The sequence below is a fragment of the Streptomyces broussonetiae genome (assembly GCF_009796285.1).
GTDB lineage: Bacteria > Actinomycetota > Actinomycetes > Streptomycetales > Streptomycetaceae > Streptomyces > Streptomyces broussonetiae.
Genome location: NZ_CP047020.1, coordinates 5,970,532 through 5,981,869 on the forward strand (window position 1 = coordinate 5,970,532; position 11,338 = coordinate 5,981,869).

10 protein-coding genes are annotated in these 11,338 nt (G+C 70.4%); 5 read left to right on the plus strand and 5 right to left on the minus strand.

Translation table 11 applies throughout. From position 1 onward, the window contains the following. Positions 1–5: 5 nt before the first annotated feature. Positions 6–1,376, minus strand: a complete 1,371-nt coding sequence (locus tag GQF42_RS27735) for an APC family permease (RefSeq protein ID WP_158924258.1) — start codon at positions 1,374–1,376, stop codon at positions 6–8. 75 nt (positions 1,377–1,451) lie between these two features. Between GQF42_RS27735 and GQF42_RS27740 the strand changes: the two genes are divergently transcribed. Beyond that, complete coding sequence (locus tag GQF42_RS27740; protein WP_158924260.1) at positions 1,452–2,477, plus strand: 4-hydroxy-3-methylbut-2-enyl diphosphate reductase; 1,026 nt, start codon at positions 1,452–1,454, stop codon at positions 2,475–2,477. Between the two features lie 29 nt (positions 2,478–2,506). Then, complete coding sequence (ppgK, locus tag GQF42_RS27745; protein ID WP_158924262.1) at positions 2,507–3,256, plus strand: polyphosphate--glucose phosphotransferase; 750 nt, start codon at positions 2,507–2,509, stop codon at positions 3,254–3,256. Positions 3,257–3,282: 26 nt separating this feature from the next. Here ppgK and GQF42_RS27750 read toward each other — a convergent pair whose 3' ends face one another. Next, positions 3,283–3,708, minus strand: coding sequence for a DUF6542 domain-containing protein (locus tag GQF42_RS27750; protein WP_158924264.1), 426 nt, complete (start codon positions 3,706–3,708; stop codon positions 3,283–3,285). Positions 3,709–4,020: 312 nt separating this feature from the next. On the opposite strand from GQF42_RS27750, the gene ychF reads away from it, so the two are divergent. The 3 genes from ychF (at position 4,021) to GQF42_RS27765 (ending at position 6,115) form a co-directional block, all read left to right on the plus strand. After that, entirely contained in the window at positions 4,021–5,109 is a 1,089-nt protein-coding gene (gene ychF, locus GQF42_RS27755; protein ID WP_158924266.1) for a redox-regulated ATPase YchF, read from the plus strand. A 326-nt stretch (positions 5,110–5,435) separates the two neighbouring features. Then, complete coding sequence (locus tag GQF42_RS27760; RefSeq protein WP_006138089.1) at positions 5,436–5,720, plus strand: hypothetical protein; 285 nt, start codon at positions 5,436–5,438, stop codon at positions 5,718–5,720. Continuing rightward, entirely contained in the window at positions 5,702–6,115 is a 414-nt protein-coding gene (locus GQF42_RS27765; RefSeq protein WP_158924268.1) for a DNA-binding protein, read from the plus strand. The genes GQF42_RS27760 and GQF42_RS27765 overlap by 19 nt, the downstream gene beginning before the upstream one ends. Before the next feature lie 114 nt (positions 6,116–6,229). Here the strand turns inward: GQF42_RS27765 and GQF42_RS27770 are convergent, their stop codons facing one another. The 3 genes from GQF42_RS27770 to GQF42_RS27780 form a co-directional block, all read right to left on the minus strand. Beyond that, on the minus strand, positions 6,230–9,103 hold the full coding sequence (locus GQF42_RS27770; protein ID WP_158924270.1) for a helicase-associated domain-containing protein: 2,874 nt from the start codon (positions 9,101–9,103) through the stop codon (positions 6,230–6,232). Between the two features lie 79 nt (positions 9,104–9,182). Continuing rightward, positions 9,183–9,995 carry a DUF3800 domain-containing protein gene (locus GQF42_RS47725; protein ID WP_407699500.1) on the minus strand — a complete coding sequence of 271 codons (813 nt, stop codon included), beginning with the start codon at positions 9,993–9,995 and terminating at the stop codon, positions 9,183–9,185. Between the two features lie 79 nt (positions 9,996–10,074). Continuing rightward, positions 10,075–10,797, minus strand: coding sequence for a helix-turn-helix transcriptional regulator (locus tag GQF42_RS27780; protein ID WP_158924274.1), 723 nt, complete (start codon positions 10,795–10,797; stop codon positions 10,075–10,077). Positions 10,798–11,338: the final 541 nt, after the last annotated feature.

Consider the following 11,338-nt stretch of genomic DNA (forward strand, 5'->3'; position numbering starts at 1 on the left):
AGCCGTCAGCCGTTCGGGACGCGCCCCCGCTGCCCCACCAGCACCACCAACCCGATCACCAGCCACACCGCTCCCACCACCTGCGCCGCCCCGCTCGCCGCCACGATCACCGCCACCGTGATCGCCGCCCCGGCCACCGGTACCAGCACATGCCGCCACCAGCTCACCGGCTCCCGCCCCGGTCGGCGCACCGCGAAGTACCCCACCACGCTCGCGTGCAGCAGCGTGAACGCCGTGAGCGCGCCGATGTCGACCACCGAGACCAGCTTGTCCAGCCCGTCGGCGCGGCGCGCCGCCCATCCCGCGGCGAGCAGCGTGACCACCGCGGCACACAGCAGCGCGACCCGCGGCACCCCGGCGTCCGTCCGGGACAGGGCACGGGGCAGGCGCCGGTCCCTGCTCATCGCGAACAGCAGGCGCCCGGCCGCCGCCTGCCCCGCCAGCGCGGCGAACGCCGCCCCGATCGCCTTGCTCGCGGCCACCAGGTCGTGCAGCCGGCGCCCGACGGAGGCGTCCACGGCGTCGTAGAAGGCGGCCCCCTGCCGGGCCGGATCGGCCGCCAGCTGCGCGGACGTCGTCGGCTCCAGCAGCGCCACCAGATACGTCTGCGCGACGAACAGCACGCCGGCCAGCGCCAGGCAGAACAACAGCGCCCGCGCCACCTTCGCCGAGCCCCCGGTGACCTCCTCGGCGAACGTCGCGATCGCGTCGAAACCCAGATACGACAGGACGGCCACCGACACCGCTCCGAGCACCGCCGAGAGGGCGAACGCGCCCTGCGTGCCGTCGTCCGACAGCGGTGACAGCAGCCCCCGTGCCGCTCCGTCCCACGCCAGGACGACGATCGCCGCCGCCACGAAGACCAGCAGGACGGCGACCTCCAGGGCCAGCACGAGAAAGCCCACGCGCGCGGCAGCCCGTACGCCCCACAGGTTCAGCAGGGTCGTGACCACGACCGCGAGTGCCGTCCACACCCAGCGGGACACCTGAGGGACCAGCGCGTTCATGGCGATGCCGGAGAAGAGATAGGCGACGGCCGGAATGAGGACGTAGTCCAGCATCGCCATCCAGCCCGCGACGAACCCGGCCCCTGCGCCGAGCCCCGCGCGCGCGTAGGCGAACACCGACCCGGCCTGCGGCACGACCCGCACCATCTGCGCATAGCTGAACGCGGTGAACGCCATCGCGACCGTGGCCACCACGTACACCAGTGCCACCGCGCCGTGCGACCGGGCGTCCAGCGTGCCGAACACACCCACCGGCGCCATCGGCGCGATGAACAGCAGTCCGTAGACCACGAGGTCCCGGAAACCGAGGCTGCGCCGCAGCCGGTGCCGCTCGTCGGTCGCGCAAGCCGCCGTACCGGTGTCGGACATGGCAACCAGTCTTCCCCGTGGGGCACCGAGCACGCGATCTCTGCGCGGCCGAAAGCAGCCGAACGCGGCCTTACGATGGGACGCATGACCTCTTCGACTGGCCGCCGTGTCCTGCTCGCCGCTCCCCGGGGCTACTGCGCGGGTGTGGACCGCGCCGTGACCGCCGTCGAGAAGGCCCTCGAACAGTACGGGGCCCCGATCTACGTCCGGCACGAGATCGTCCACAACAAGTACGTCATGCAGACCCTGCGCAAGAAGGGCGCCGTCTTCGTCGAGCGGACGGAGGAGGTGCCGCCGGGCAGCATCGTGATGTTCTCGGCCCACGGCGTCGCCCCGGTCGTGCACGAGGAGGCCAAGCAGGGCCGGCTCGCCACCATCGACGCCACCTGCCCCCTGGTCACCAAGGTCCACAAGGAAGCCGTCCGGTTCGCGAGCGAGGACTACGACATCCTCCTGATCGGTCACGAGGGCCACGAGGAGGTCATCGGCACCTCCGGTGAGGCCCCCGACCACATCCAGCTCGTCGACGGTCCCGAGGACGTCGCCAAGATCGAGGTCCGCGACCCGTCGAAGGTCGTCTGGCTGTCGCAGACCACCCTCTCCGTGGACGAGACCATGGAGACGGTCGACGCCCTGAAGACCAAGTTCCCGGGACTCGTCTCGCCGCCCAGCGACGACATCTGCTATGCCACGCAGAACCGCCAGCTCGCCGTGAAGCAGATGGGTGCCGAGGCCGAGCTGGTCATCGTCGTCGGCTCGCACAACTCCTCCAACTCCAAGCGGCTGGTGGAGGTCGCCAAGCTGGCCGGCTCCCGCGAGGCCTACCTGGTCGACTTCGCCTCCGAGATCGACGAGGCCTGGCTGGAGGGCGTGCGGACCGTCGGCGTCACCTCCGGCGCCTCCGTGCCGGAGGTCCTGGTCGAGGAGGTGCTGGACTGGCTCGCCGAGCGCGGCTACGGCGACGTGGAGCTGGTCAAGGCGGTGGAGGAGTCCATCATCTTCTCGCTGCCCAAGGAACTCCGCCGTGACCTGCGCGAAGAGGCGGCCGCGCTGGTCGCCGAGCGCGGCGGTTCCGGCGCGGTGGACAGCGCCGGGGAGTGACTGTCAGTCGTCCGTCGTAACGTAGTGCCATGCAGATCTTCGGCGTGGACATCGGCGGATCCGGGATCAAGGGTGCTCCTGTGGACCTGGACAGGGGCGCCCTGGCCCAGGAGCGCTGCAAGGTACTCACCCCGCATCCCGCGACACCGGACGGCGTGGCCGACGGGGTCAAGCAGGTCGTGGACCACTTCGGCTGGACCGGCCCGGTCGGCCTGACCTTCCCCGGGGTGGTCACCGGCGGCGCCATGGTGCGGACGGCCGCGAATGTCGACAAGAGTTGGGTCGACACGGACGCGGGTGCGCTGTTCGGCGGCAGACTCGGCGGGCTGCCGGTGACGGTGCTCAACGACGCGGACGCCGCGGGCGTGGCCGAGATGCGCTTCGGCGCGGGCCGCGACCGCGGGGGCACGGTCATCCTGCTCACCTTCGGCACGGGCATCGGCAGCGCCGTCTTCGTCGACGGCGTCCTGCTGCCGAACACGGAGCTGGGCCACCTCGAGCTGAGTGGCCACGACGCCGAGACCCGCGCCTCCAGCAAGGCCAAGGAGGACCACGACCTGACCTGGGAGCACTGGGCGCGCCGGGTCCAGAAGTACCTCGCCCACGTGGAGATGCTCTTCTCGCCCGAGCTGTTCATCATCGGCGGCGGGGTCAGCCGCAAGGCGGACAAGTTCCTGCACTTCATCGAGGGCATCAGAGCCGAGATCGTGCCCGCGCAGCTGCAGAACGACGCAGGGATCGTCGGAGCGGCGATGAGTGCGGCCGAACAGCAGCGGTAGCGGCCGGGGCCCGGCGCCTCATGGGCTCAGGCCCGGCGCCGGCGCCGCCGCACCCACCGCACCCGGCGTACGAGCACGATCACCCCCGCGACGAGCGTCCCGCCGTACAGCCAGCCGGCCTGGGTGGCGAGCCCGGTGAACACCCCCATCAGCCGCCCGAGCAGCCCTGCCTTGCCGTCGGCGACGGGAAACAGCCCGCCTATGAACGCCATCGGCAGCACCACGGGCGCGGTCAGCAGGTCCCCGTCGCGCACCCACAGCGCGCTCAGCACGCTCACCGGCAGGAACAGCACGCCGTACGCCGTCATGGACCCGCCGAACAGCAGCCCGTCCAGGCAGCCGAGCAGGAACATCACGACGATGCAGAACAGCCCGCTGCCGAGCCCGGTGAGGCGGGGGTTCGGCAGCCGCGGCCCCAGCGATACCCGTCCCTGCCCCCCGGACCGCCGCACCCCCGCTCCGGGTCCGCGCCGGCCCGCGCCCGGCCGGTGCCGGGCCTGCGGGGGCAGCTGCGCGGACGGTGGTGTGCCGCGTCGCGGTCCGTCGTTCGGGGGTCGCGATCTGTGTTGCTCCACTGGTCCAACTTAGGTCTGCTTATGTGCCGAATCACCCATCAGACACGCCGGTGAGCAGAGCTTGGCCGGACGTTCGAAGCTCCTGTGAGCCGCTGGGTCGGGACGCCGTAAACTGGGGGATCGGTCAGTGTCGGTCTCCGGCCCCTGGCACCCACCCCCTGGCCCACCTCATCTACGGGAAGTCGCAACGTGTCGCTCACGATCGGAATCGTCGGCCTGCCCAATGTCGGCAAGTCGACCCTGTTCAACGCCCTGACCAAGAACGACGTGCTGGCGGCCAACTACCCGTTCGCCACGATCGAGCCGAACGTCGGCGTGGTGGGCGTCCCCGACGGCCGTCTGGCCAAGCTTGCGTCGATCTTCTCCTCCGAGCGCATCCTTCCGGCCACGGTCGACTTCGTGGACATCGCCGGCATCGTACGCGGCGCCTCCGAGGGCGAGGGCCTCGGGAACAAGTTCCTTGCGAACATCCGCGAGTCCGACGCGATCTGCCAGGTCATCCGTGCCTTCAAGGACGAGAACGTCGTCCACGTCGACGGCAAGGTCTCGCCGAAGGACGACATCGAGACGATCAACACCGAGCTGATCCTCGCCGACCTGCAGACGATCGAGAAGGTCCTGCCGCGGCTCCAGAAGGAGTCCCGGATCAAGAAGGACGTCGCGCCGAAGGTCCAGGCCGTCGAGGAGGCCAAGGAGATCCTGGAGAAGGGCGACACGCTCTTCGCGCACGGCATCGTCCAGGGCACCGAGCGCAACGAACTGCTGCACGACCTGCACCTGCTCACGACGAAGCCCTTCCTCTACGTCTTCAACGTCGACGAGGACGAGCTGGTCGACGAGGACTTCAAGAACGAGCAGCGTGCCCTGGTCGCCCCCGCCGAGGCGATCTTCCTCAACGCCAAGCTGGAGGCGGACCTCGCCGAGCTGGACGAGGAGGACGCGCTGGAGCTGCTGGAGTCGGTCGGCGCCGAGGAGCCCGGCCTGGCCACCCTCGCCCGCGTAGGTTTCAACACCCTCGGCCTGCAGACCTACCTCACGGCCGGCCCCAAGGAGTCCCGCGCCTGGACGATCAAGAAGGGCGCCACGGCCCCCGAGGCGGCCGGTGTGATCCACACCGACTTCCAGAAGGGCTTCATCAAGGCCGAGGTCATCTCCTTCGACGACCTGGTCGACACCGGCTCGGTGGCCGAGGCCCGCGCCAAGGGCAAGGCCCGCATGGAGGGCAAGGACTATGTGATGCAGGACGGGGACGTGGTGGAGTTCCGCTTCAACGTGTAGCGGCTGACGTATCACCACGTCGCTGATCTGGTAAACATGCAGGTCAGGGAGGGTCCGGCTCTTCGGGGTCGGGCCCTTGGTTTTTCCCGTGCTGGGATGGTGCTGGGATGGCTGACCCCTCGTGATCCGTCGTCATCCCTGGTCATCCGTACCGTGCTGGGATCGTGCCGGGATGGGATGAGAGGCCCGTGCTGGGTTTCTGGCAGCGATCTCCCGGTGCGCAGGTGGGGGCGGGTGGGGCTCAATCCGTACGACTTCTTCACCACCTGGGGCCGTGCAGATTCGATACGTGGCGCCTTTCCTACTCGTTTGACACAATCGAGGACATGGCTGAGACGACATACAGCATCGGGGAAGGCCCGGCGACGCGGGTGAGCCTGTCGCTGCCGGAGGGGACCGCGGAGGCGATCCGGGCGCGGGTGGGGAAGCGGGAGTTCTCCGCGTTCATCGCCGAGGCGGTCGAGCGTGAGCTGCGTGGGCAGGTCCTGGACGAGTACCTGGCGGACTACGAGAGCCGCAAGGGACCGGTCTCCGAGCCTGCTCGTCAGCGGGCACGGCAGGTCTTCGACGAGGTGTTCGCCGAGGAGGCCGAGTGGCCCGCCGCAGGCTGAGCCACGAAGGGACGCTGGTCCTCGACAGCGAGGGACTCTCGAAGCTGCTCGCCGACGACGAGCAGGTGGTGGCTCTGATCGCCGAGGCGCGCTCGCGCGGCATGGAGGTCGTGATCAGTGCGCTCACCCTTATCGAGGCCGTGCACGCGCGCACGAACAAGTCCCGCCTGAACTGGATGATCTCCGGGCTGCGCGTAGTCGCAGTGGGCGACGAGGAGGCGAGGGCAGCCTCGGGGTTGCTGATGAATGCCGGTTTGCACGGGCACAAGTACGCGATCGATGCGGCGGTCGCCGAGGCAGCGCTGCGACAGCACCGCCCCGTGGTCATGCTGACTTCCGATATCGACGACATGGCCAAGCTCTGCGGCGATCGGGTCCGGCTCGTGGCGGTGTGATTTCCCCTGGTCTGCTGCCGACTGGGCGGACCGGCTGCCGCGCGAGGGGCTCGTGCGCCGACTGTCCGGCGACAACCGCGGCTGCAAGGTCCCGCCGATGGCTGCGCACTTGTGTCAGCGCCGTGCCTTGGCCTTGATGAGCTGCTGGGCGAGCTCTGCCGCGCTGGACGGCAGCCCTTTCGTGCGCTGCCCGTATTGGGGATGTGCCTGGTCGAGCGTGGGCACGGTGCTGGTGGCGCGGTCCGCGGGTGCGCGTTCGATCACCGTGGTGCCGGTTTCCGCTTCGAGTACGGGGGCGTATCCGGCCTGGCGCAGTGCGCTGAGCGTCGTCTCCGGCGGGGCCGTGGAGATGGCCACGGTGGGTGCGATGCGTCGCAGTGCGAGTGCGGCGAGGCTTTTGGCCCGGGTGATTTCGGTGATCAGCGCGGTGTCGTCGGAGCGGATGCAGCAGGCGCTGCGTACGACGCGGAGCCGGCCGTGCGTGCGTGCCGTGTCCTTGATCGTGTACGTGAGCGGCTGGGGCAGCCGGGTGCCGTTCGCGCACACGGCTTGGAGGCGTTCGAGGATGTCGTCGGCACTCCATCCGGTGTCGAGGGCGCGGCGCAGCGAGGCGGGGGTGATGCGCCAGACCACGGCGTGCCCTTCGGATTCGATGTCGCCGACGGCGGTGAGGAGTTCGGCCAGTTCGGTGGCGGGTGCTCCGGTGACGGTCGCGGTGGCGTCGGCCTGGAAGTGGGCGGTGGTGCTGGGCTCGGGCAGCGTCGCGCGCAGGCTGTCGCGGAGGCCGGCCACGGCCGCGGCCAGGTGGGGATGCCCGGCCAGGTCGGCGCCGACGGCCGCGGCGCCGGTCCCTTCGCTCGCGGGGTCTGCGTGTGCGCCGGGGACGGACGGGTAGTGCCGGTGGGCTCCCGCTTCGAGGAGCGCGTGTACGGCGCGGCCCGCGTCGGTGAGTGCTCCGTGCGCGATGAGCCCGAGCAGTTCGGCCTCGTCGAGGGTGGCGCGCAGCCGCTGCAGGAGGGCATGGGTGGTGTCGTGGTCGTCTCCGGTGTCCACGTAGTCGAGGTCGAGACCTGCGAGCAGGTCGGCGACCTTGCCCAGGCCGGCCGTCTTCGCGAGCGTGATGAGCTGCTCCAGGGGCGAGTGCTCATCAGCGCCAGCGACCGCAGGCGTCTCACTTTGCCCGTCGGTGGTGAAGCGCTCCCGCGCGAGCTCCAGGAACGCGGCGAGGTCACCGAGCGGCACGCCGTTCTCGTCGGCGCGCAGGGCGAGTTGTTCCAGTGGCTCCGGGTCCGTCAGGTCGGCGAGCAGGTCACCGGCGCCGTACGGACCGTCCGCCTCCGGTGCGTCGGGCTCGTCCGGCGTCGTCATGAGGTCGTACAGAGCGGGCTGGAACCAGGCCGCGCACTCCAGCAGCGCGCGCCGTGCCTCCCCCGTGGCCTGGGTCCCGTGTCCGTCGGGGAGTGCGGCGAGGGCGGCGAGCAGGCCGCGACGCAGCGGTACCGCGTAACCGTCGCTCGGGGAGACGAGTGCGACGGGCGGCTCGTCCGCGTCCGGCCAGCACGTCAGCACCTCCGGGACTACCGCCCAGGCGGCCACCAGGGGCAGCAGTTTCCCGGCCGGTGTGGCGCGTGCCCAGGTGTCGTACGCGGACGTGGGCAGCAGTCGTGCGGACGGTTTCGTACGGGAAGCGGTGCGGCGGCCGCGGCCGCGTGCCGCGGGCGCTTCCTCGTCCGCCTTGGGGGCGGCGAGGCCCGCGTTCACCGCGAGGTCGAGCCAGAGCCTGGTGTCGACCTCGCTCGCGCCCGCCGCCTTCGCCAGGCGCCGCGTCTCCCGTACGGCGATACCGCCCGTCTTGCGGATGGCGACGGGGGCCGTCGCCAGTTCCCGCAGGACGAGTTCGGCGCGCCAGGCCGCGGCCCCGGCGGCGATGCTGCCCTCGTCCTGCCAGGACGAGGGCAGCGCCGGCGTCGCGGTCAGAGGTGGCGGAGTGGTCCGCATGGTGGGAGACGGCTGCGGACCGCGCAGGGCGTGTCCCACTTCGTAGCAGAGTTCGACGAGGTCGGGGCCGACGGGTACGACCATGCCACGCGCGGCGAGCCAGTCCGTGCCCGCATCGCCGCTGCCGCCGTCACGGAAGGTGAATTTGTCGCCGGGATGCCACCGCCGAGTGCTGCCGTAGGCGTTCGAGGCGATGCCCATGGACTCGTATCGGGAGACGAAGCAGTGGGTGTGCATCAGGGGCGGTCCCGGCACGAGGTGCTCCAGGAGATCGTGCGCCTCCCGGGGGGCCTGCTCGACCAGGGCGCGGACCCGCTGCGGATCACCCAGAACGGCGGTGATGCCTTCCTGTGCGGCGCCGCGTGAGAGTTTGTCGCCGAGGCCGAGCGTGGCCGCGATGCGCCGTACCTCGGGGGCGTTGAAGGCGCCGGTGAGCAGTTCGTCCACGCGACGCCCGTGGACCTGGCCCGCGGCGAGCCGGTGTACGCGTGCGGGCACCGCGAGTTGCCCGTCCGGGGCGGGCAGCAGCAGGGCTTGCTCCCGCAGCCGCGCGAGCCCCGACTTCAGCCAGGAAAGTGAAGCCCCGCCCTCCTGAAGCCAGTTGAGCAGGTCATCCTCGGGGACGAGCCGGTCGTACGGCTCGATGCCGCCGCTTCGCTCATCGCCGTCGCCGAACCGCGGATACGTGTTCATCGGCGCATAGGTGTTCTGCGCGGGCGGTCTGCGGGGTGGCCCGTACTGTTCCATGGCGCGTGTGCCGACGGCCTCAAGGAGATCCCAATGGGCCGCGTCGAGGGACAGCATCCCGGCCGCAACCGACGGATCAGTGAGCAGATGTGCGGCGAGTACGCCGAAGCCGGTGATCCTCTCATAGCCGGCGGCGCGCGGCAGCTCGCGCTCCTCCAGCAAAGTCGTCAGCCGCTCGGGCGCAAGCCCGGCCAGCCATTGCTCAAGGGCGGCGACAGAGGCAATCCCAGAACTCCCAGACATCCGGCGAGCCTAGTGGCAGCCGCATCGCTCTACCCATGCGGGATGTAGGGGGCGGGGTGGGTTGGTAAACTACCGGATTTCATTCCATGAGATCCGGTACGAAGTTCTCACCCGACAGGGTCACCTCTGCTGTACCGGCCCACCCTGGCCGACGGCTCAGACGCGGTTCCCACGCTCGTCGCAGCCTGCCGCCGCGCCCCCGAAAGCCGAGGGGACACGCACTGCCGCCGGGCCGGGGCCGTGCTGGCCGCTCACTCGTCTGCCGCGCCCGCGGGCCGGAGCCCTGGCCAGAAGCGAGCCTGCGGTACAGGTGGGCGACGAGGTCTGCAGCCTGGAGAAGGCGGCTTGCGCGGGACGGGGCGAAGTGGATCGTGTCGACGATCTCCGGGAGCCGGTCGCACCCTGTCCCGTCGCTGCCGTCGCGCTGGTAGAGGCGGAAGTGCGGTTGGTGCTCGGCCGCCCCGTCGATCTCGTCGGCGATGATCAGCGTCCACTGCCCGTAGGCCCGCGCCCGATCGTTGACGCGGCTCAGCAGATCTTTCAGAACTCGCTGGTGGGGCGGCACAGTCAGTTCCGCCCGAGACGGGTACCGCTCCAGGTTCAGACCCCTGATGATGATCTGCACGTCATGCGCACCGATCGCCTTGAGCGCGTCACCGTAGACACCGGTCCCGGCGCGCACCATGTCACCTTCCTTGGCGTGGAGTTCCGCTTCAACGTCTGACCCAGTCGTCACTGTGGGCGAGGTCGAGGGCCCGGCCACAGTGAGGGTGCCGGGTCCCCGACTCGCGCTCGGTCGGCCGCCTCGGGGGGTGCCGCGGCCGACCTGAGAGGAATGCTCCGCGAGGGATCGGTCAGTCAGCTGACCGGCGGGTCGCAATCCCGTGATCATTCTGGGCGGCCTCGTCCTGCAGGCCCAGCCTGCTCGCAGGAAGATGCCAGTAATGCCTGGCGGAGTGGCGGGACCCCGGCTAACTCTCCGGCGGCGCCGCTCGCGGCACCGGGGAGGGCAGCAGGCCGAGTTCGGCTGCGCGCAGGCCCGCCTGGAAACGGGAGTTCGCGCCCAGGGTCGCCATGATCCTTGCCACGTGGCGCCGGTATGTGCGCATGGACACCGACAGCTCATCGGCCGCCTGCTCGTCCGTCATCCCGGAGTTCAGACAGCCGAGGACCTGTTTCACGAACGTGGCGCGGGCGTGACCGTCCCAGTCGATCCGGACCGGCACCGGGGTGGCGCTGCACCACACGGCGGCGAACAAGGCGTGCAGTGCGTCGGCCACACCGTCGGACCGGGTGAGGGATGCCTGTGGCCCGAGGGCCGAGTCGGCGATCAGCACGGCGCTCCGGCCGTCCACGATGACGCAGTCGATCAGCGGTACGCGGGCGATCCGCAGCTCGATGTGCTCGCTCGCCGCGAGGTCCTCCCAGTGCTCCGGGACCCTGTGCCGGCCGGGCTCGGAGCGGGCGATGCGTACCCGGACCGTTTCGTTCCGTGCCCGCAGGATCTCTATGACCCGGCGAGCACGGGTGGTGTGCTCGGCGAAGCAGATGTCCACCGACTGCCGTGCCTGGCAGATCTGTTCCGCGATGGCCGCCGTGATCGACGCCTCGTCCGGTTCCACGGGGATCGCCAACGGCACCTCGGCTTCCGTGTCCCTGTGCAGGGCCACGGCGTTGTCGATCAGAGAACTCACCACGAGGAGGGTCCGGTCGATCTCGTCCTTCACGGCCCGGGAGCCCGTAGGACCTGCGGCCCACGCATGCCCCGTGCGTACTTCCGATGCATCGATGTCCACGAGCGCATCACCCACACCAGGGCGTCAGCCCCGGCTCGACGGCCCTGACGCCTGACTCCAACGTCCCCACCGCCTCGGCCACTTGCCGTCGGTGGGTACGCCAGGAGAGGCACATCGTCCGGGGCCCGGCGCCGGCGGTGAGCCCCGCGCCGCACAGGGACTCGCGAACGCGCACCGCAGCGGGGCCGTGGGCGGGGACGAACGCGGCACTGCCCTCCAGGGTCATGACCACCTCGCCGCCGCCCGGCAGCTCCACGCCGTCCGAACTTCCGGAGGAGGCATGACGATCCGTGGGCCTTGCCTGGAATGGGGGGCCGGACGGCACCCACCGGTGGTCCACTGCTCTCATCACTTCCTTTCGTTGTCACGCTGACCACAGCCTGTCGGCCACTGTCTGTCAGTAACACTGCGGGAACTGTCGAGAGCGATGCGGTCAGCT